Source organism: Paenibacillus sp. WC2504 (genome assembly GCF_052682475.1).
In genome coordinates, this window is sequence record NZ_JBQZFH010000001.1 from 1,427,005 (window position 1) to 1,447,530 (window position 20,526).

The following is a 20,526-nucleotide window of genomic DNA, read 5'->3' on the forward strand; positions in this document are numbered from 1 at the left end:
GAGATAATACCCTCGGGAAGTGAATGACGTAGGTCCTAGCGGATGAAATTTTTACACACATTTTATTCCTAGGAAGGGGGAACCGAAAGATGGAAACTGAATACTCAACTTTCGGAAGACACGTTGCTGTAGATACTTGGGGGGTAGATTTCGAACTTCTGAACAATGCAGAATGGTTGCAGGCTCAGATGGTAGAAGCTGCCGAGGTATGCGGAGCAACCGTACTATCTGTACAATCCAAGCAATTTGAACCACAAGGAGCAACTGTACTTGTTATGTTGTCCGAGAGTCATCTCTCCATTCACACTTATCCTGAGAGAGGTTTTGCCGCGCTTGACTGTTATACTTGCGGTGAGACAGTGGACCCTCAATTAGCAATTGATTTTATGGTATCCGTATTGAAACCAGAAACATTCCATGCGAAGAAATTAGTTCGCGGAATGGGTGAATTGCAAGTAGAAACTCCTGAAATTAAGCTAGCAGAGCTTGTGAAATAGGGTTCTGCACATAACAATAACGATGACCACGGAGAAATCCGTGGTTATTTGTTTGTCCTTCTTCCCATACAATGTTATTGCGGCACATGCGACATACGTGGCACATGTCCAAAAAGGGAAGCGGGGAGTTAACACAGTGAGACGAAAATTAACGAGAAAAGCAATCCTGTACAGTATTGTTCTGTTTCTCATCATTTGGCCCATCTATCAACTGTCTCAAATGCTTGGCCATCATAAAGAAGAGCATGACGCATCCCATCTGCTGTATCAAGTTTCGTTATTTCAGATGGAACTGTTAATGAGCTACCTGGAGGAAGCCGCGCAAAGCAAAACGACAGATGAGCTGGCGGCCAGCCAGCAGGCTTTATACTCTGCGGGCTACACACATGAACGGCTTGTACTGGCGGCAGGGGGATCGGACTACCTCACTCCCATGTCCAGTATGATGCAGCTATCGCAGTACTTGCAGCGTCTGCAGATCGGCGGTGAACGGGCACTAAAGCCTGATGAACTGCAAACGCTCAAAGAAGCGGGGCTGCAATATAAAAGCATGTATGAGGTTTATGAGAAAATCATGGCCTCCAATGGGGATATTGTCTCTTCCCAAAATACGAAACTGGCGGAGCTCGATAGCAATTTAACGGCTTTTCTCCGCAAAAAGCTGCTTCAATAAATGGGCTTCTTGCCAATTCAGGTATAGGCGAGCCGAATGCTGTTAAAACTAACGAGCATAGCGAAGCATTCATAATTTATTCAAAAATTTTGTCGGATTGAATAGTTTGCTGTGCTATAATGTTCATAGAAAATGAAAGAAGGGCAGGTGGTACATTTGCATATCGTAACAGTTGGTCTTAATTACCGAACAGCTCCCGTTGAAATTCGCGAGAAGTTTGCTTTTTCCGAACAAGATTTGCCGATCGCATTGGCGGAATTGAAAGAAACAAAAAGCATCCTAGAGTGTGTAATTGTCGCCACCTGCAATCGCACGGAAATTTACGCCGTTGTGGATCGACCACAGATGTGCAATCATTATTTAACACATTTTATTGAGCGGTGGTTCCAAGTTCCCAAGGCTCAGTTTCAGAAACATTTATATATGCATGAAAATGAGAAGGCGATTGAGCATTTATTCCGCGTAACCAGCGGTTTAGATTCTATGGTGATAGGGGAAACCCAAATTCTAGGACAGGTCAAAGAAGCTTTTTTATCGTCCCAAAAAATGAAAGCGACGGGTTCTTATTTCAACACGTTGTTTAAGCAATCCGTTACACTAGCCAAAAAGGCGCATTCCGAAACGGGCATTAGCAATAATCCGGTTTCTGTTTCTTATGCCGCTGTGGAGCTCGGTAAGCGAATTTTTGGTACATATAACAATAAAACCGTTATGATTATAGGTGCCGGGAAGATGAGCGAGCTCACGGTTAAGCATTTGTATGCGAACGGGGCTAACAAAGTTATCGTCGTTAACCGTACGTTTGAACGTGCAGCCGAGTTAGCGGAGAAATTCAACGGTATTCCGTGCACCATGGACAAAATGGCATCGTATTTGCCTGAGGTGGATATTATTATCTCCTCGACAGGTGCTCCGGGTTATGTTTTATCCAAAAACGATATTCAGTCTTATGTCCAAAAGAGAAAATCGCGCCCACTGTTCATGATGGATATTGCCGTGCCTCGTGATTTGGATCCGCAAATTAGCGAATTGCCGAATGTGTTCCTTTATGATATTGATGATCTGGAGCATATCGTTGATAAACATTTGCAGGAGAGAAAGAAAGAAGCCGCCAAGATTGAGACGATGATCGAAACGGAAATCGGTGTGTTTGAACAATGGACAAAGACACTTGGCGTAAGTCCGGTGATTAACGCTCTTCAGGCGAAAGCCAGTCAGATTCACGAAGAGACGATGGAAAGCATGCTGAATAAGCTGCCAGATCTCGATGAACGTGAAATCAAAGTGATCCGCAAATTAACCAAAAGTATCGTGAACCAAGTGCTGCGCGACCCTATCCTGCGAATTAAGGAAATGGCGGGAGAACGCCATGGGGAAGAAGCGCTCGACCTCTTCACGAAATTATTTGCACTGGAAGAGACATTAGAACAACAAGAGCAAGCCAATCAATTAGCACAAGAGCTGGAAGCCGGGCAGAAAGCGCAGGAAGCGAAACAGCTTCTGGAAGAGAAGCTGTCCGTACGCGGCTTACATACCGCGGATATTCTGGCAAAATCTTGAGAATAAAGGCGCTAATCGCCTGGGAGAGGTGCCATGGTAACTCGTAGCTGGTTGTTTGATGCGATGATTTATATGTATGCCCTGAGCCTATTGTTTTACTTTTCGGATTTCGCAAATGCGAACCGAAGCGCAAAACGGATGGGGACGGGGCTCCTTTTATTTGTATGGGTCCTGCAAACCGTGTATTTAGCTATTAATTTATACAGCCATTTGACAGAATGGGCATTTGCCGGAACTGACGTCCTGTTTATGTTTTCATGGTTGATTGTAACCATATCTTTGTTGGTCAACCGATTTTTCCGAATCGAATTGTTCGTGTTTTTTGTGAACGTTTTTGGTTTCGCCATACTCGCCTTAAACATATTTGGAAACCCGAATGTCATGCCGATCAAAGCGGGTTGGGACGTCAACGATGAGCTCTTATTTATACATATTTCCCTGGCGATTGGCAGTTACGTGGCATTTTCCATTGCAGCGATCTTCTCTTGCATGTATGTGTTTTTACACAATATGTTAAAGGCTAAAAAGTTTTCTCAAACCGTGATGCGATTGCCTTCGCTTGAGAAAATTGAGCATTATACGTATTTTTCCGTCATTATCGGGGCTCCTTTGCTTCTGATGGCGTTAAGTCTTGGCGTGGTTTGGGTTGTCCTGGAGGGGAATCACAATTTGCTTTATGATCCGAAGGTGATTAATTCATTTTTCGTGCTGGCGGCCTATGCGTTCTATTTATTTCAACAGAAGTCGATGCGGATTTCCGGCTACAAATTAGCGGCTTGGAACCTGGCAGCTTTTTTCATTGTCGTAATTAACTTTGTTGTTTCCAACTTGGTTTCCGGTTTTCACGACTGGATATGGAGTTAATGAACATGAAGTACCCGTATCCGATTATGGTGAATCTGGCAGGAAGGCAATGTTTGGTGGTCGGCGGTGGACCCGTTGCTGAACGTAAGGTTTTCTCCTTGCTCGAAGCAGGGGCACGCGTGACGCTTATCAGTATGGAATTCACGGAGGGATTAGTCGAACTGGCGAATCATTCGGAAGTAGTCCTGCACAGGCAGACGTTTCATCCGTCTATGATGACCAGTGGCGAATTAATGCCTTTTACGCTGGTAGTTGCGGCAACCAATAGCGCTGAAGTTAACTCACAGGTCTATGAAATTGCAACCGCGCAGGGGAAGTTGGTCAACGTAGTTGATCAGCCGGAGCTTAGCTCGTATATACAACCTTCGGTTGTGCGAAGAGGGAAGCTGGTGATTGCCGTTTCCACCGGGGGAGCAAGTCCTTCAGCAGCACGTAAAATCGCTCGGGAACTGGATAACAATTACGGTGAGGAATACGCCATTTATCTTGATTTTCTCAGCCAGGTCCGGCTTCTCGTTCAAAGTAAAATAGCGGACAAACAAGCTAGACAGCGAATGTTCAAAGAAATGCTGGACTGGGACGTGCTGGGCAAAATTCGCGACGGTACGTTCGACAGTTGGAAGGACAAGCTTTACTTGGCGATAGAGAGAGGACCTTGGCCGAATGGATTAGCGGGTCAAGTGGATACAGACCGGCCTTCATGGTCAGCGATTACAGATTTCGGACAGCGAGTTTAGGAGGCGGGTAGAGATGAGAACCATTATTGTAGGTACTAGACAAAGCGCACTAGCGTTAACGCAAACGGGACAGGCGGTAGAGCTCTTGAAGCAACTTGCTGCGGAGCACGGGATTGAGTGTCAATTTGAAATTAAGAAAATTGTCACGAAAGGCGACCGCATTTTGGACGTAACCCTATCCAAAGTAGGCGGCAAAGGGCTGTTCGTCAAGGAGATCGAACAGGCGCTTACGGACGGCGAGATCGACATAGCTGTCCATAGCATGAAAGATATGCCCTTCGAGCTTCCTGAAGGGCTTGTGGTTGGAGCGATACCGAAGCGTGAGGATCCGCGCGATGCGCTTATCACACGCGGATATGGCTCCCTGCAGGAGCTGCCGCAGGGCGCGCTTGTAGGGACCAGCTCGCTGCGCCGTGCCAGCCAGCTGCAGCATCTCCGCCCGGACCTCCGCATCGAGTCGGTCCGCGGTAACATTGATTCGAGGCTGCGCAAGCTCGATGAAGAGAACTTCGATGCGATTATGTTGGCCGCAGCCGGTTTGCACCGGATCGGCTGGCAGGATCGCATCAGCGCGTACTTGCCGCCCGAAGAGTGCCTCCCTGCCGTAGGGCAGGGGGCGCTCTGCATCGAGTGCCGGGGCGGCGATGCTTTCGTGCTGGACCTGCTGGGCAAGTTCCAGCATGAGCCTACTGCGCTCGCGGTGCGGGCAGAGCGGGCATTCCTTGGCAGACTCAACGGAGGCTGCCAGGTGCCGCTCGGCGCTTACGCGAGCGTAAGCGAAGAAGGCAGCGGGCTAGAGGCGCCGCTGCTTACGCTGACAGGCATGGTCGGAACGCCGGATGGCGCGACCATGCTGAAGGAAACGGCTTCCGGGCGTGATCCGGAAGCGCTTGGCGAACTTATTGCAGGCAAGCTGATCGAACAAGGCGCTGAACGTATCCTAGCTGAGGTAAGGGAGTGAGCCACTTGAACAAGGGAAGAGTTTATCTCGTTGGCGCGGGTCCTGGCGACCCGAAGCTGATCTCGGTTCGTGGTTTGGAAGCCATTCAGAAAGCAGATGTCATTGTCTATGACCGTTTGGCGAATCCCCGTTTACTCAAGCATCGCAGACCGGATGCTGAGCTGATCTTTGTCGGCAAGCTTCCGGACAAACATATTTTAAAGCAAGAAGAAATCAATCATTTACTCGTAGATTTGGCTTTGCAAGGCAAAGTCGTTACGCGTCTAAAGGGCGGCGATCCCAGCGTTTTCGGACGTGTAGGGGAGGAAGCGGAGCTGCTTGCGGAGCACGATGTGACTTACGACATCATTCCGGGCATAACGTCTTCAATAGCCGTTCCGGCTTATGCGGGCATTCCAGTAACACATCGCAATTTCACGTCGTCCTTTGCGATTATTACGGGTCACGAGTATCCCAATAAAACGTACTCCGGCTTGGACTGGGAGCATCTGGCGAAAGCAATCGGCACGATGGTCTTCTTAATGGGTGTTGCGAATATCGAACAAATCAGCCGTGAATTAATACGCTGCGGCAAGCCCCCGGAAACGCCGGTAGCATTGGTCAGATGGGGCACTTGGGTAGACCAGGCAACCATCACAGGAACGCTCTCCGACATTACGGAGAAGGTGAGAGAAGCTGAATTCAAATCGCCGGCTGTCATTATTGTCGGTGAGGTTGTGAAGCTGCGCGAGAAGCTGGCTTGGGTCGAGAAGAAGCCGTTGTTTGGCCGTCGGATTTTGGTGACACGTGCCAGAAGCCAGGCAAGCGAGCTGGTTGATCTGATCGATGACTTTGGCGGAGAAGCTGTCGAGTTCCCGGTGATCAAGCTGCAGCCGCCAAGTCGACCTGAAGCCCAGCAAGCATTGGATGAGGCTTTAGATGACCTGCATACCTACGATTGGATTTTATTAACCAGTGTGAACGGAGTGGAGTTTTTCTTCAACCGGCTGCGCGAGCGGAGGATCGATGTTCGCAGAATGGGTAATGCCCGTATTGCGGCAGTTGGTCCCAAAACGGCTGAGGCGCTTGCTGAGCGAGGCATTATTGCCGATGTACTTCCAAGTAAATATCAGGGTGAAGGCATGCTGGAGGCCATTCAGGCTGATCTGATAGCGGGTCAGAAGGTCCTGTTACCTACAGCTGATTTGGCACGAGAATATTTACCCGTTAAGATGCGCGAGCTTGGTTTGCAAGTCACGGAAGTTGATGTGTACGAGAATGTGCTCACAGCGGATGACGGGGATGAAATCATTCATCTGCTGCAAAATCATAGCATTCATATTATTACTTTTACGAGCTCATCCACCGTTACGAATTTGATTGAAGCCTTGAAACAGCTTGGAATTGAAGAGCCTTTATCCCTGCTGCAAGGTGTTGAAATTGCTTGTATCGGACCCAAAACCGCAGAAACGGTACGTCAATATGGACTGCCGATTACGTATATGGCTGAAGAGGCCACTATTGCTTCACTTGTTCAAAGCATGATTCAACCTAAATAAGGCATTAAATAAGGAGGCAGAATCCTCATGAGTTTCCCCATTGTTCGTAATCGCCGCTTACGCGGTAATGCAGCTATTCGTAATTTAGTTCGTGAAAATCAGGTGACCGTTAATGACCTGGTACAGCCTATTTTTGTAACCCATGGCACGAACGTCAAGTCCGAAATTGCTTCTATGCCAGGCGTTTATCATCTGTCGTTAGACATGCTGAAAGCCGAGATTGACGAAATTACATCGCTTGGTATCCAAGCCATTCTCTTGTTCGGAGTTCCCGACTACAAGGACGCAAAAGGCACATCCGCTTACATGGATGAAGGTATCGTGCAGCAAGCAACGCGTTTTATCAAAGAATTGAACCCGAACTTGCTCATTATTGCAGATACTTGTCTGTGTCAGTTTACAGATACAGGGCATTGCGGTGTCATTCATCATCATCCGATTACAGGCGCAGCCGACGTTGCGAATGATGCATCCCTTGAGCTTCTAGTTAAAACGGCGATTTCCCAAGCAAAAGCCGGTGCCGATATTATCGCTCCATCGAATATGATGGACGGCTATGTTCATGCGATTCGTTCCGGTTTGGATGAAGCAGGTTATGAAAATACACCTATCATGGCATACTCGGTGAAGTATGCGTCAGCATATTACGGCCCGTTCCGGGATGCGGCTCACTCCACGCCACAATTCGGTGATCGCAAAACGTATCAGATGGATCCTGCCAACGGAAGAGAAGCGCTGCGCGAAGCGGAAAGCGATGTTGTGGAAGGCGCAGACTTCTTAATGGTGAAGCCGGCTCTTGCTTACATGGACGTCATCCGCATGCTCAAAGATAATTTCGACCTGCCGGTCGTGGCTTATAATGTGAGTGCTGAATACTCCATGATTAAGGCCGCTGCCCTGCAAGGATGGGTTAATGAAGAGGCGATCGTGATGGAAACCATGCTGAGCTTCAAGCGCGCCGGTGCGGATATTATCCTGACGTACTTTGCCAAAGATATTGCCCGTTATTTGAAAAACAGCTAATTTTAAAAAGTTGGAACCATCCATCCTAGAAGGCACAGCCAGGCAGTTTCCCGAGGAAATTGAACCGCTGCCACACTAGTTGCGGGTGGTTCTTTTGTCATACATTTGTCGCAAAACGTAAGCTTACGTCGGTTGTGACAGGGGTATAATTAGGGCATAATGAATGAGAATAGATGGAAACCAGAGGAAGGTGCCTCATGAGCTACAACGACAATTTTATTAAAGCGTGCCGGAAAGAACAGGTGGATATGCTGCCGGTATGGTATATGCGTCAAGCCGGTCGTTACGATCCGGATTATCGGAAAATTAAAGAAAAGTACACGCTGCTCGAGATTTGTAAACAACCGGAGCTTGCTGCAGAAGTTACGATGATGCCCATTAAGAAGCTTGGTGTTGATGCGGCAATTTTATATTCAGACATTATGAATCCTGTTGCTTCGCTAGGAATTGATTTTGATATTGTCAAGGATGTTGGTCCAGTTATTCATACACCGGTTCGGACGGCGCAGGATGTTGAACGTTTGCGTCCTATTGATGTGGACAAGGACTTGTCCCATATCATTGAGACGATCCGCATTTTAGACAAAGAGCTTGAAGTTCCGCTTATTTCATTCGCGGGCGCACCATTTACGATTGCCAGCTACTTGATTGAAGGGAAGCCGTCCAAGAGCTATATTCGTACGAAGCAGCTTATGTACTCTGAACCTGCTGTTTGGTTTGCGCTGATGGATAAACTTGGTGACATGGTGATTACTTATTTGAAATCCCATATTGGCGCCGGTGCGAAAGCTGTTCAAGTATTTGATAGCTGGGTAGGGGCGCTGTCTCCTGCAGATTTCCAAGTGTATGTACTGCCTACAATGGAGCGGATTTTCAAGGAGCTGTCTCACTTGAAGGAGCCGAAAATCTATTTCCCGGGCGTAAGCTCAGGCGAATTGCTTCCATATTTGCATAATCTGCAAGCGGATGTCATCGGTTTGGACTGGCGTATTCCGATCCCGGTAGGACGTGAGCGGGTAGGCGAGCGCTTCGCGGTGCAAGGTAACCTGGATCCTTATATCCTGACGGCTCCTATGCATGTCATCGAGCAGCAGGCGAAAGCGATTATGGATGAGGGCATGAAGAAGCCCGGTTATATTTTTAACCTTGGACATGGGTTGTTCCCGGAAGCATCGCTGGAAAAGCTCAAAGATTTGACGGCATTCATTCATGCGTACTCGCATTCCGTGTTAACTCAACAACCAGAAAAGAGTGGTGTTTAGGATGACAAAACGTCGTGTTGGTGTATTAGTCATGTCCTACGGGACACCGGAAAGTCTTGATCAGGTGGAAGCGTATTACACGCATATTAGACGCGGGCATCCGCCTACACCTGAGCAGCTGCACGAATTAACTGCGCGGTATGAAGCGATTGTAGGCGGGTTCTTTCCGCTGCGCGAAAATACGAATAAGCAGGTAAAAGGTCTTGAAGACACATTGCGCGCCGAGCATCCGGAAGTTGAGTTTGTGTGCTATCAAGGCTTGAAGCACGCTCAGCCGTATGTAGAAGACGGTGTGGAGCAAATGGTCAAAGATGGGATCACAGAGGCTGTAGGAGTCGTTCTGGCGCCTCACTACTCGACGATGAGCGTTGGCGGCTATGTAAAGAGGGCGAAGGACAAGGCAGAGGAGCTTGGACTTAAGATGAGCTTCGTGCTGGATTACCATCTTCATGCGAAATTGATTGATGCTCTGAGCTCTCGGGTAGAAAAAGCGCTAACGAAGTTCACGGATGCGGAGCGGAATGATATCCGTGTTATCTTTACGGCACATAGTTTGCCTGAGAAAATTCTCGAGATGAAAGATCCTTACCCGGATCAATTGCTTGCGACTTCCAAAGCTATCGCTGAACGCGTACAGCTGACCAATTGGCAGTTCGGTTGGCAAAGCGCAGGCCAAACGGCAATGCCATGGCTTGGACCTGACATTTTGGACGTTCTCAAGCAAATTCATAAAGAAGAAGGCGTGAAGAACGTCCTGCTCTGCCCAATCGGATTTGTATCCGATCATTTGGAAGTCCTTTATGACATTGATATTGAAGCGCAAGCTTTGGCTAAGGAGCTGGGCTTGCATTTGGAACGAACGGAATCGCTTAATACGGACCCGTTATATATGCAAACACTAAGCAATGTTGTTTACACCAAATGGCAGGAAGAAAGTAAACAGTCATGAGTACCCCTACACCTCACTACATGATCGTTGGCGGGGGGATTACAGGACTTAGCGCTGCTTTTTATCTAAAGAAACGTTTGGAAGCGGAAGGTAGGCCATTTCGTATTTCTGTGGTGGAAAAATCGGCTGCGTTTGGTGGGAAAATTCACACGCTCGAGAAGGAGGGCTTCGTTATTGAAAAGGGGCCTGACTCCTTTCTTGCCCGGAAGCGGCCTATTATTGATCTGGCGTATGATCTCGGACTTGAGCAAGAGCTTACCGGTACGAATCCGAAGGCCAAAAAGACGTATATTGTACGTCAAGGCAAACTGCATCGGATGCCTCCGGGTTTAGTGCTTGGGATTCCCACACAAATGACTCCGTTCATGAAAACAGGCCTTATCTCTCCGCTTGGCAAAGTGAGGGCAGCCTTGGATCTGGTCTTACCTAAGCGTGAAATAACGAACGATGAGTCTTTAGGACATTTTTTGGAACGCCGATTAGGCAAAGAAGTATTGGAGCGAATTGTAGAACCGCTGTTAGCGGGGATTTATGCGGGAGATACGTTCAATCTCAGCTTGAAATCAACATTTCCTCAATTTCGAACGATGGAGCAGAAGCATCGCAGCTTGATCCTCGGCATGATGGCGAGTCGCAAAAACGTTCCGGAAGAAACGGCACACCTGCCTGCAGCGATTCGTAATTCGGTTTTCGTAACGTTCAAGAAAGGGCTCCAAACGCTTGTTTCGGGCCTAGTGGCAGCACTGGAGTCAGCGGACTTGCGAAAGGGGTTAGGGGTTGCTTCTATTCGTCAGGTCGGACAGCAGGCAGAGGTTCAATTTGAAGATGGCAGCAGCGAAATCGTCGATGGCGTGATTGTAACGTCGCCGACTTATCAGGCTGCCCAAATATTGGGTCACTTCCCTGCAGCAAGCGAATTGAAGAAAATTGATTATATTTCCGTAGCGAATGTCATCATGGCATTTGATCGGAAAGATATTCCGTTTGAACTGGATGCTTCAGGCTTTCTAGTTCCGAGAAATGAGGGCAGCACGATCACAGCGTGCACGTTAACCTCCGCCAAGTGGCTGCACACGGCGCCAGAAGGCAAAGTGCTGCTCCGCTGCTACATCGGCCGTTCAGGCGAGCAGGAATGGCCCGCGTGGTCCGATGAGCAGCTGATCAGTAAAGCGCGTCATGATCTGCGTAACCTGCTCGGTTTAACGGCTGAGCCGCTGTTTACGGAGGTAACACGTCTCAATCACTCGATGCCCCAATACCCGGTAGGTCATCTGGAGCAGATCGCGCGCTTCCGCGAAGAGCTGAGTACCGCAATGCCACAGGTTCTGGTGACAGGGGCAGGTTTCCATGGGGTTGGACTTCCTGACTGCATCAGGCAGGGGAAAGAGGCTGCCTGGCAGCTTGCAGATCGTATCATACATCAATCCGCTAAGGAGCAGGCTGTTGCATCTGCCTCCGTCTAGCGCAGCTTGGCCAGATCCAACTTGAAATCGGAAGAGGAGATGGCCAAGATTTGTTTTTCCTCTAAATCGCGAATCACTTGCAGGAGGATGCCTTTTTGCACACCGGCGAGCTGCGAAATTTCATCGAAATTGAGCACAAGCTTGATGGTGATTTTGTTCTCTGAGCGAATGCCATGCTTATTAGCCATTGTAATTAAGCTTTTGATGACCCGCGTTCTGGCGTCTAAAAAGGTTAAATCATAGACCTGCTGATTCGTATCGCGCTGCCGGTTGTGAAGATTTTGACGGACCCGCTGACAACCATATAAAAAACGTTGCCGATGTCTTTTTCAGAAAAAAGGACGGTATTCCCTTTGTAAGAGCGTCTTATGCAAATCTGTGCCAGCGCGTTCTGCTGATTTTCATTCAGCCGAGCGAATAAAGGGACTTTTTTAATATAATCAAGCATGTTAGGTACCGCCTTTTTATAGGTATAATGTCAACATTTTAGTAAAGAAAGTTTAACGGGGGGTATTAAATTATGGAAAATTCGAGCAGAATCGACACGCGCTCTGCAGCCGCTTTTCAAGAATCCAAGAAGGTCATTCCCGGTGGCGTCAACAGTCCTGTTCGCGCCTTTAAATCGGTGGGACTCACACCGTTGTTTATGGAGAAAGGTGCTGGATCCCGCGTTACGGATATCGACGGCAATACGTTTATTGATTATGTAGGCTCTTGGGGACCGCTTATCGTAGGACATGCACATCCTGCCGTGCTGGAAGCGATTAAAGCGACTGCCGAGAAGGGGACGAGCTTTGGTGCTCCGACGCTTCTGGAGACGCAAATGGCGCAGCTGGTTATCGATCGTGTGCCGTCTATTGATATGGTTCGAATGGTGAATTCCGGTACAGAAGCGACGATGAGCGCATTGCGATTGGCTCGCGGTTATACGAAACGCGACAAGATCGTTAAGTTCGAAGGAAGCTACCATGGTCACGCGGATGCGCTGCTGATCAAAGCGGGTTCCGGTGTAGCTACGCTGGGCTTGCCTGATAGTCCAGGTGTCCCTAGCAGTGTTGCAAGCAATACGATTACAGTGCCTTATAATGATCTGGCTTCTGTGCAGTTAGTGTTTGAGAAGTTCGGTGAAGAAATCGCCGCTCTGATCGTGGAACCGATTGCCGGGAACATGGGCGTAGTCCCTCCAGCACCGGGGTTCTTGGAAGGACTACGTGAAATTACAAAGCAATACGGTTCTTTGCTTATCTTCGATGAAGTGATGACGGGCTTCCGCGTGCACAAGAACTGCGCACAAGGCCTGTACGGCGTTACACCGGACTTAACATGCCTGGGTAAAGTAATCGGCGGCGGACTTCCTGTAGGCGCTTATGGAGGCCGTTTGGACATTATGGAGCAAATGGCTCCGGCTGGTCCAATCTATCAAGCGGGCACGTTGTCCGGAAATCCACTGGCGATGGCAGCAGGGTATGCCACATTGTCGCTATTGGGCGAGCCAAACGTCTACGAGGAGTTGGAGCGCAAATCCGCTATGCTGGAAGCCGGATTTACACACAATGCGGCTGAATTCGGTGTGGCAAGCACGATTAATCGCGTAGGTTCGATGATTTGTCCGTTCTTTACCGAGACGAAGGTCACGAATTATGAGACGGCCAAAACGTCGGATCTAGCGAAATTCAATGCTTACTTTGGCCATTTGCTTGATTTAGGCGTTTCGGTTGCACCTTCGCAGTTTGAAGGGATGTTCGTATCCACTGCGCATACGGATGAAGATATCGCGGCGACGATTGATGCTCATCGTGAGGCGTTGAAGAGATTGTAAAAGCAGGATGAACGACAAAAGAGGCTGTATCTGAGTCATCTACGATCGATGACTTCGGATACAGCCTCTTTGGCGGTCTTATGTAGCCCAAACCTATTCTGTTTTCACTGGAGGACTAGTCACGGGCTGAGAAGGGTTCGCACCGTTACTGTTACCCTGCTGGCCTTGCGCAGCGTTCGAGCTCGGCGTTGGTGTCGCGCTCGGTTTTGGTGTTGAGGAAGCTCCTGTCGAGGAGCCTCCGGAACCTGTTGTGCCGCTGCCTGTTCCCGGTGTAGGCGTCGGGGTTGCCGATGACACTGGTGGAGTCGGCGTTGGTGTAGGTGTTGTCGACGGTGAAGTTTGCGGTTTCCCCGTCGAATTTGGCTTGCCAGAACCGTTATTTGTTTCTGAAGGGTTCTGCGTTGTCCCGCCATTCTTGACTGGATCACTGCTGGATTCAGGCTTTTGGGACGGTGTAGGAGTTGGTTTCGGTGTTGCTTTTGGCGGATGTGCCTTAAGTTCAGCTTGTTCTTTCAAGAAATCAGGGTGATCGTAAGCGCCGCCTGGATCGATGTTGGTCAGCCCCGCCCAAACGTTTTTCACTTTTACTTCATCCGGATGATCGAAAACAAGGAAGGCTGACGGCAAGCGGCGCTCGCCATAACGACTGGAAGGGCTCGTGATCAACTCATCGTTGTAAACCATCTCGGAAGAAGCTCCGCCATCCAAGAAGCCTGCATTAATAACGCCGTCTGCCAGAAAAATATCCTGTACTTCTTTCAGGGTTGCACCCACACTGTGAGTTTGACGGCCATCAATGACGATGAAAATAACGGTGCCGTCGGCTTTTTGGCCTACAGCCGTACGAGGAGCGCGTCCCCAACCGCCATCTCCGCTTGTAATAAGCGGTTTGCCGTTTGCGATAACACGAGGATAGAATGAAACCGCATCTGTAACGCCTAGCTTCAATAGATCGTCAATTGTATATTTTCCGATAATGAGCGTACCTTCTTTGGTAAACCCTACAATATGCTGAGGAATGCTGCCTTCTTGGTCGGTATAAAGAATTTCACCGCCGGACATAATAGCACCAATTGGGGCAAATCCGTTTCCTAAACCGTCCGGATCGTTAAATCCGCCGCCGTTGACGCCTGCGACAGCGCCTGTACGCTGAACCATCGAGGTGATTCTCTCGCCTTCGCCTTGCTTAGCAGGAACGACAACGCGAATCGTACGCGGATCGTAAACATACATCTTTTTGCCTTTCCAGAATTGACCGGAAATATCTTCGACCTTCACGAGGCTTTCTATGGAACGGTTCTTATTGAATTGAACAGCTTGCAAGTCTTGTTTTTCTACCGAGTTCACTTCTGTTAAATTTTGCATTTCAAGAACCATCTGGTCTCTGCGCTGGGCTCCTACGAAAATCCAGGCCCAATCCCGGTGCTGCGTGGTGATGACCGTTTTGGCTAAATACTCGCGAATAAATGTCCCTGGTGGGGTCAGAAACAAAAAGCTTGAACTAAGGAATGTACATATAGCAATAACAAGTAAAGTGCGCTTCAACCAGCTATAGTTGCGAAAATGTTCTAAAATTGAACTGCCCAAGTTGTTCCTCTCCTGCTCTAGTATTCTATTTGATGATTCAATGTCGAAAAAAATCAATACTAGACTTATATTATCATATTTTTGCATGCAATTGATATTGGTAATTGTTAAAATAAAATGTACGTCATCCAATACCCATAAGGAGTTATTGATTCATGAAACGCTACTACTTTTTTGATTTTCCTATAGATTTAATGGCTTTGACCTTGTTGTTTCTACTGATTCTACTTGCTATCGTCATTTCTTTTCATAGAGGGACACGTTCATGACCGTTTGGAAACGCAGCGGGGAATGGTTGGAACTTCCTCTTCCGAGTGAGACATGGAAACCCTTGAAGCCCGGTGCTGTAGATGAAATCGCTGCGTTACTGCCGGTTCCGCGCAAGTACTTCCTGCGCTTAGCTTCCCAAGGGCGTATCCGCGTGCAAGACAATCAGGTTAGGCTTCATGTGTTTGCGAACGAAGAGGCTGCTTTCCGAGCTGAACGCCAAGACGTTGATGTCCTGTTTGAGGACGATTTCTGCCTTGTCGTTAATAAACCGGCAGGCATGTCGGTACATCCTTCCGAAGCAGGCCAAGGCGGTACACTGGCTTCTGCCGTAGCCTATTATTATGAATCGACCGGTCAAGCCTGCGCCGTGCGGCACATCCATCGTTTGGACCAGGATACGACTGGCGCTGTTTTATATGCCAAAAATGAATGGGCACATGTTCTGCTTGATGAAGCGATGCGCGATAAGCGGATCGATCGTCGTTATGTTGCTCTGGCACAAGGAGTTTTCACCAGAAAGCAAGGAACGGTGGACGCGCCTATCGGCAAAGACCGCCATCAATCCGGCAAGCGCAGAGTGACAGCAGGCGGCGATCAAGCATTGACGCACTACCGGGTGCTTCGCCAATTGAACCATGCTGCGCTAGTGGAACTGGAACTGGAAACAGGGCGTACCCATCAGATCCGAGTACACTTAAGCCACTTAGGGCATCCGCTTGTTGGCGACGTCTTATACGGGGGATCCGCCCGTTTGTTTCAACGTCAGGCCCTGCATGGGGAGAAGCTTACATTCGAGCATCCTATTACACAAAAGTTGATTGAGGTTCATGCGCCGCTCCCGCTTGACTTCAGGCAATTGCTGGACAAAGTCGAGTCGTCATCAAAAATGTAGTCATGCCTCGCCCTTACCACCCATATACTTAGAAAGACAAACAAGTAAATGGACCAGCAATCCGAGAATGCCTTCGGCATCCGGGTTTGATGGAAGGGAGGATTAATCCGGTGTCTGAACAACAACCAGGTCTGAGATTCGATATCTACGAGCGTGTACATTTGCAGGAGAATTTGGCGGGGATACAAGAGTTGAATGATGTAGAATTGGTTCCTCACATTCAGGTGCTTACTTTGGATAATCAGGCGATCCTTAAAGGAAACTTGCTGCTTACAGGCAACTATGCCAGCGAAGAAGGGGGAGCCCCGCGGCTACTTGAACATTTGATTCCGGTAGAGATCACCTTGCCCCTAAATCGCATTCATCGTGTAGAAGACATTCAAGTGGATATTGAGAATTTTGACATTGATTTATTATCAGCGAGAAGTTTGAATGTGACCGGTGTGTTATCTCTGCAGGGCGTCGAAATTGTATCGGCTCCGGTCGAGAGCTGGCGGGAGGAAGAGGAAGTTACGTTCGTGCATGAGATTAATTTCCCACGGTACGAGCCGCCGCCTGCCAACTATCCGACTCAGCCGATTCAAGAGAATCCGTCGATTCAACCGATTCCAATGCCTTATATGCAGCCGACTCCCCAGGTTCAAGAGCCAATAGAACAAGAGATGCCAACGCCTACACAAATGCCTACACAAATGCCAATAAATGAAGAGCCCGTTCCTGCGCCATTGCAGCCAACGCCTTCGTCGATTGAGGAAGACGACTGTGAGGACGGCGGCTCGGCAGTCGTAAATATTGAGCAAACGGAATTGAAGGTGAGCCCCCATTCGGACAGCACGGTGGTTACGGAGGAGAAAAAGGATCTCAAAGTTGCGTTCGGGAAGAAGGCCAATGAGGCTGTCGATATCAACCCGTACGGCCTCAAGTCGCTTCTCTCGAAAGCGGGCTCGTACCTTACGGACAAGAGGCGGGCTGAGGAGGAAGCGCAAGCTGCTCTCGCCGAGGAGTCGCGCATAGACGCCGTTGAGTGGAAGCGCCTGTTTCTTCAAAACCAAACGAATTCGCAAGAGTTTAGAAAGCTGAAAATGTGTATCGTTCAAAAAGAAGAAACGTTAGAGACGATTGCCAAGCGCTATCAGCTCAACCCGCGTGAGCTGCAGCTATTGAACAGGCTCGGCGATCAAGAGATTTCCGTAGGGCAGGTTATTTATCTCCCTAGATAATAAGCTGGATACATAGGCAAGAGCCTCTGGCCGTTTTCACGGCTGGGGGCTCTTCATTTGTTGTGGAACATCTTTTTTGAAAGCGGCATATTTTACTCATAAACGGTAATACTTGAATGATATATTGACTCTATTTCAAATGTTCGATATCATATGATGTAATCCTTTTGAGTAATATTGGAAACGTTGATAGGGAGTAGTAGGCGGAATGCCCTTCAGAGAGTGGAACTGCAGCGCTGAAAGGTTCCATAGGAAGCAACCGAACGAAGTCGCCCTGGAGTTGTGAATGTGACGGGAAGCGCCCGCGATCCGCGGAGTAGCTCACTTAGCATTTGCCGGCCGCAGCCGTTATCTGTTTGAGAGCCACGCGCTTCATATTGAAGCTGCGCGGAATAAAGGTGGTACCACGGAAGCAAGCCTTTCGTCCTTTGCGGGCGGAGGGCTTTTTTTGTTTGATTTAACCTAGCAGACGAGCTTAATGACAGGCCTTTAAAAGCCTATTTAACAGAGATAACAGTAATGGAGGTAATCTTATGACCGAAGCGAATGAAACGAAAGAGCAATTGCAAATGCCTACCACGTACGACCCCAAAGAAGCGGAGCGAAAGTGGTACGATTACTGGATTAAAAATGAGTTTTTCAAAGCGGGCGGCCGTCCGGACGCGGAGACTTACACCATTGTGATTCCGCCGCCTAACGTAACGGGGATGCTGCATATCGGGCATGCGCTTGATTTCACACTGCAGGATATTTTGGTTCGTACGAAGCGGATGCAAGGTTATGACACGCTTTGGCTGCCTGGTTCCGACCATGCGGGCATTGCGACACAAACGAAAGTGGAACAAAAGCTCCGCGAGGATGGCCAATCCCGCTATGATCTGGGACGCGAGAAGTTCCTTGAGAAGGTTTGGGAATGGAAAGAGCAGTACGCGAACACCATTCGTGAGCAGTGGGCTAAAATGGGCTTTTCTTTGGATTATTCCCGTGAGCGTTTCACGCTGGATGAGGGGTTGTCACAAGCCGTTCGTGAAGTTTTCGTCAGCTTGTATGAAAAAGGACTTATTTACCGCGGAAACTATATTATTAACTGGGATCCTGCGGCACGCACGGCGTTATCAGACATCGAAGTTGAATATAAAGAGGTTCAAGGCGCGCTTTACCATTTGTCTTACAAAACGACAGACGGCCTGGATTCCATTGTTGTTGCTACAACGCGTCCAGAGACGATGCTTGGAGATACGGCGGTTGCTGTACATCCGAAGGATGAGCGCTACCAGCATTTGATCGGCAAGAAATTGCTGCTTCCAATTGTAAATCGCGAGATTCCGGTTATTGCCGATGAGTATGTTGAGAAAGAGTTCGGAAGCGGTGCGGTGAAAATTACGCCGGCTCATGACCCGAACGATTTCGAAGTAGGGAAACGCCATGATCTGCCGCAAATTCTGGTAATGGATGAAACGGGTACGATGAATGCGAACGCGGGCCCTTACCAAGGCAAAGATCGTTTCGAATGCCGAAAGCAAATCGTGGCTGATCTGAAAGAACAAGGCGTTCTGATCAAAATTGAAGAGCATGTTCACCAAGTAGGCCACAGTGAGCGCAGCGGTGCCGTTATCGAGCCGTACTTGTCCACACAGTGGTTCGTAAAAATGCAGCCGCTTGCCGATCAAGCGATCGATGCGCAAAAATCAGGCAAAGGGGTCAACTTTGTACCAGATCGCTTTGAGAAAACTTATTTGAACTGGATTGAGAATGTGCGTGATTGGTGTATTTCCCGTCAGCTATGGTGGGGTCACCGCATTCCAGCTTGGCATTGCGCAGATTGCGGCCAAATTACGGTATCCCGTGAGGACGCTTCAGCGTGCACACACTGCCAAAGCACGAATCTAAAACAAGATAACGATGTTCTTGATACATGGTTCAGTTCAGCTCTATGGCCGTTCTCCACATTGGGCTGGCCGAACGATACGGAAGACCTTAAACGTTACTACCCTACGAATGTTCTAGTAACGGGTTATGATATTATCTATTTCTGGGTAGCTCGCATGATCTTCACGGCCCTTGAATTTACGGACCAAATTCCGTTCAAAGACGTGTTGATGCATGGACTTGTACGCGACTCCGAAGGTCGTAAGATGTCCAAATCGCTTGGCAACGGCGTAGATCCGTTAGAAGTGATTGAGAAATATGGCGCAGATGCTATGCGGTATATGATTTCTACGAGCAGCACGCCGGGACAGGACCTCCGCTTCCGTTGGGAGCGAGTGGAGCAGGCTCGCAATTTTGCCAATAAGATCTGGAATGCCTCCCGCTTTGCGCTTATGAATCTTGAAGGCGTTAAGGCTGAAGATATCGATCTGACAGGCCAACTTGGCACAGCCGATCGCTGGATTCTGCATCGTTTGAATGAAACGGTTCGCGATGTAACTCGCCTGATCGACAGCTATGAATTCGGTGAAACCGGCCGCTTGCTGTACAATTTCATTTGGGATGACCTGTGTGATTGGTACATTGAGTTCAGTAAATTGAGCCTATACGGTACAGATGCAGCTGCGAAGAAGAAGACGCAATCCGTATTGGCCTACGTGCTTGATCGCACACAGCGCCTTATTCATCCGTTCATGCCGTTCATCTCCGAAGAAATTTGGCAGCATTTGCCGCATGAAGGTGAAACGATTACGCTTGCTTCTTGGCCGACTGAGAATCCGGCGTTCGAATCGCCGGATGCTGTTCGCGAGATGGAGCTGCTGATGGATGCCATCCGTTCCGTTCGTAACATCCGCGCCGAGGTTAACGTTCCGATGAGCAAAAAGGTTGAGCTGTTGATCAAACCGGCAAGCAGTGAGACGCAAAGTATTCTTCAAAGGAACGAAGAGTACCTGAAGCGTTTCTGCAACACATCCCTGCTGCAAATCGACGCTGACATGGGCGCACCGGAGAAAGCGATGACAGCAATCATCACAGGAGCAGAGTTGTTCTTGCCGCTTGCAGGGCTAATTGATATTGCGCAAGAGCTCGTGCGTTTGGATAAAGAGCTGCAAACTCTGCATGGGGAAGTTGAACGTATCGAGAAAAAGCTGGGCAATGAGGGCTTTGTGGCCAAGGCGCCTGCGAAGGTGATCGAGGAAGAAAAGGCTAAGCTGGCAGACTATGCGGATAAGCGTGATAAAGTGATTGCTCGTTTAGCGGAATTAAAGGGATAATTTCAATA

18 protein-coding genes are annotated in these 20,526 nt (G+C 48.7%); 15 read left to right on the forward strand and 3 right to left on the reverse strand.

Annotated elements, in window-relative coordinates:
* Positions 1–89: 89 nt before the first annotated feature.
* The 11 genes from speD (at position 90) to hemG (ending at position 11,527) form a co-directional block, all read left to right on the forward strand.
* Positions 90–497 carry an adenosylmethionine decarboxylase gene (speD, locus tag ACUN27_RS06495; protein ID WP_127455282.1) on the forward strand — a complete coding sequence of 136 codons (408 nt, stop codon included), beginning with the start codon at positions 90–92 and terminating at the stop codon, positions 495–497.
* A 136-nt stretch (positions 498–633) separates the two neighbouring features.
* Positions 634–1,170 (forward strand): S-adenosylmethionine decarboxylase, encoded by a 537-nt coding sequence (locus ACUN27_RS06500; protein WP_315953636.1) that lies wholly within the window; start codon positions 634–636, stop codon positions 1,168–1,170.
* 156 nt (positions 1,171–1,326) lie between these two features.
* On the forward strand, positions 1,327–2,730 hold the full coding sequence (gene hemA / locus ACUN27_RS06505; protein ID WP_315953738.1) for a glutamyl-tRNA reductase: 1,404 nt from the start codon (positions 1,327–1,329) through the stop codon (positions 2,728–2,730).
* A gap of 33 nt (positions 2,731–2,763) precedes the next feature.
* Complete coding sequence (locus tag ACUN27_RS06510; RefSeq protein ID WP_315953635.1) at positions 2,764–3,594, forward strand: cytochrome C assembly family protein; 831 nt, start codon at positions 2,764–2,766, stop codon at positions 3,592–3,594.
* A 5-nt stretch (positions 3,595–3,599) separates the two neighbouring features.
* The gene (locus tag ACUN27_RS06515) at positions 3,600–4,331 is read left to right on the forward strand and encodes a precorrin-2 dehydrogenase/sirohydrochlorin ferrochelatase family protein (protein WP_445558583.1); all 732 of its coding nucleotides are present in this window, start codon (positions 3,600–3,602) and stop codon (positions 4,329–4,331) included.
* Positions 4,332–4,344: 13 nt separating this feature from the next.
* Positions 4,345–5,292 (forward strand): hydroxymethylbilane synthase, encoded by a 948-nt coding sequence (gene hemC, locus ACUN27_RS06520; protein ID WP_315953633.1) that lies wholly within the window; start codon positions 4,345–4,347, stop codon positions 5,290–5,292.
* A 5-nt stretch (positions 5,293–5,297) separates the two neighbouring features.
* Positions 5,298–6,830 (forward strand): uroporphyrinogen-III C-methyltransferase, encoded by a 1,533-nt coding sequence (gene cobA / locus ACUN27_RS06525; protein ID WP_445558584.1) that lies wholly within the window; start codon positions 5,298–5,300, stop codon positions 6,828–6,830.
* Positions 6,831–6,857: 27 nt separating this feature from the next.
* Positions 6,858–7,853: a porphobilinogen synthase gene (gene hemB / locus ACUN27_RS06530; RefSeq protein ID WP_326063206.1), complete on the forward strand. Its 996-nt coding sequence runs from the start codon at positions 6,858–6,860 to the stop codon at positions 7,851–7,853.
* Positions 7,854–8,050: 197 nt separating this feature from the next.
* The gene (hemE, locus tag ACUN27_RS06535) at positions 8,051–9,115 is read left to right on the forward strand and encodes a uroporphyrinogen decarboxylase (RefSeq protein WP_326063207.1); all 1,065 of its coding nucleotides are present in this window, start codon (positions 8,051–8,053) and stop codon (positions 9,113–9,115) included.
* Position 9,116: 1 nt separating this feature from the next.
* Positions 9,117–10,064, forward strand: coding sequence for a ferrochelatase (hemH, locus tag ACUN27_RS06540; RefSeq protein WP_326063208.1), 948 nt, complete (start codon positions 9,117–9,119; stop codon positions 10,062–10,064).
* On the forward strand, positions 10,061–11,527 hold the full coding sequence (hemG, locus tag ACUN27_RS06545; protein WP_315953628.1) for a protoporphyrinogen oxidase: 1,467 nt from the start codon (positions 10,061–10,063) through the stop codon (positions 11,525–11,527). Before hemH ends, hemG begins: the two co-directional genes overlap by 4 nt.
* Here the strand turns inward: hemG and ACUN27_RS06550 are convergent.
* Positions 11,524–11,715: a hypothetical protein gene (locus ACUN27_RS06550; RefSeq protein ID WP_315953627.1), complete on the reverse strand. Its 192-nt coding sequence runs from the start codon at positions 11,713–11,715 to the stop codon at positions 11,524–11,526. The genes hemG and ACUN27_RS06550 overlap by 4 nt on opposite strands.
* A 44-nt stretch (positions 11,716–11,759) precedes the next feature.
* Positions 11,760–11,975, reverse strand: a complete 216-nt coding sequence (locus ACUN27_RS06555) for a cyclic nucleotide-binding domain-containing protein (RefSeq protein ID WP_326063209.1) — start codon at positions 11,973–11,975, stop codon at positions 11,760–11,762.
* Positions 11,976–12,047: 72 nt separating this feature from the next.
* Here ACUN27_RS06555 and hemL point away from each other — a divergent pair, with 72 nt between their 5' ends.
* Positions 12,048–13,346: a glutamate-1-semialdehyde 2,1-aminomutase gene (gene hemL, locus ACUN27_RS06560; RefSeq protein ID WP_326063210.1), complete on the forward strand. Its 1,299-nt coding sequence runs from the start codon at positions 12,048–12,050 to the stop codon at positions 13,344–13,346.
* A 93-nt stretch (positions 13,347–13,439) separates the two neighbouring features.
* Here hemL and ACUN27_RS06565 read toward each other — a convergent pair whose 3' ends face one another.
* On the reverse strand, positions 13,440–14,933 hold the full coding sequence (locus ACUN27_RS06565) for a phosphodiester glycosidase family protein (protein ID WP_326063211.1): 1,494 nt from the start codon (positions 14,931–14,933) through the stop codon (positions 13,440–13,442).
* A gap of 265 nt (positions 14,934–15,198) precedes the next feature.
* Between ACUN27_RS06565 and ACUN27_RS06570 the strand changes: the two genes are divergently transcribed.
* The 3 genes from ACUN27_RS06570 (at position 15,199) to ACUN27_RS06580 (ending at position 20,518) form a co-directional block, all read left to right on the forward strand.
* Positions 15,199–16,095 carry an RluA family pseudouridine synthase gene (locus tag ACUN27_RS06570; protein WP_315953624.1) on the forward strand — a complete coding sequence of 299 codons (897 nt, stop codon included), beginning with the start codon at positions 15,199–15,201 and terminating at the stop codon, positions 16,093–16,095.
* Between the two features lie 110 nt (positions 16,096–16,205).
* Complete coding sequence (locus ACUN27_RS06575) at positions 16,206–17,315, forward strand: LysM peptidoglycan-binding domain-containing protein (protein ID WP_326063212.1); 1,110 nt, start codon at positions 16,206–16,208, stop codon at positions 17,313–17,315.
* Between the two features lie 533 nt (positions 17,316–17,848).
* Positions 17,849–20,518: a valine--tRNA ligase gene (locus ACUN27_RS06580; protein ID WP_445558585.1), complete on the forward strand. Its 2,670-nt coding sequence runs from the start codon at positions 17,849–17,851 to the stop codon at positions 20,516–20,518.
* Positions 20,519–20,526: the final 8 nt, after the last annotated feature.

Bases quoted from the DNA above. Each gene is read 5' to 3' on its own strand.
- speD (WP_127455282.1), top strand. From the start codon at position 90: ATGGAAACTGAATACTCAACTTTCGGAAGACACGTTGCTGTAGATACT.
- ACUN27_RS06510 (WP_315953635.1), top strand. From the start codon at position 2,764: ATGGTAACTCGTAGCTGGTTGTTTGATGCGATGATTTATATGTATGCC.
- ACUN27_RS06515 (WP_445558583.1), top strand. From the start codon at position 3,600: ATGAAGTACCCGTATCCGATTATGGTGAATCTGGCAGGAAGGCAATGT.
- hemC (WP_315953633.1), top strand. From the start codon at position 4,345: ATGAGAACCATTATTGTAGGTACTAGACAAAGCGCACTAGCGTTAACG.
- hemB (WP_326063206.1), top strand. From the start codon at position 6,858: ATGAGTTTCCCCATTGTTCGTAATCGCCGCTTACGCGGTAATGCAGCT.
- hemE (WP_326063207.1), top strand. From the start codon at position 8,051: ATGAGCTACAACGACAATTTTATTAAAGCGTGCCGGAAAGAACAGGTG.
- hemH (WP_326063208.1), top strand. From the start codon at position 9,117: ATGACAAAACGTCGTGTTGGTGTATTAGTCATGTCCTACGGGACACCG.
- hemG (WP_315953628.1), top strand. From the start codon at position 10,061: ATGAGTACCCCTACACCTCACTACATGATCGTTGGCGGGGGGATTACA.
- ACUN27_RS06550 (WP_315953627.1), bottom strand. From the start codon at position 11,715: ATGGCTAATAAGCATGGCATTCGCTCAGAGAACAAAATCACCATCAAG.
- ACUN27_RS06555 (WP_326063209.1), bottom strand. From the start codon at position 11,975: ATGCTTGATTATATTAAAAAAGTCCCTTTATTCGCTCGGCTGAATGAA.
- hemL (WP_326063210.1), top strand. From the start codon at position 12,048: ATGGAAAATTCGAGCAGAATCGACACGCGCTCTGCAGCCGCTTTTCAA.
- ACUN27_RS06570 (WP_315953624.1), top strand. From the start codon at position 15,199: ATGACCGTTTGGAAACGCAGCGGGGAATGGTTGGAACTTCCTCTTCCG.
- ACUN27_RS06580 (WP_445558585.1), top strand. From the start codon at position 17,849: ATGACCGAAGCGAATGAAACGAAAGAGCAATTGCAAATGCCTACCACG.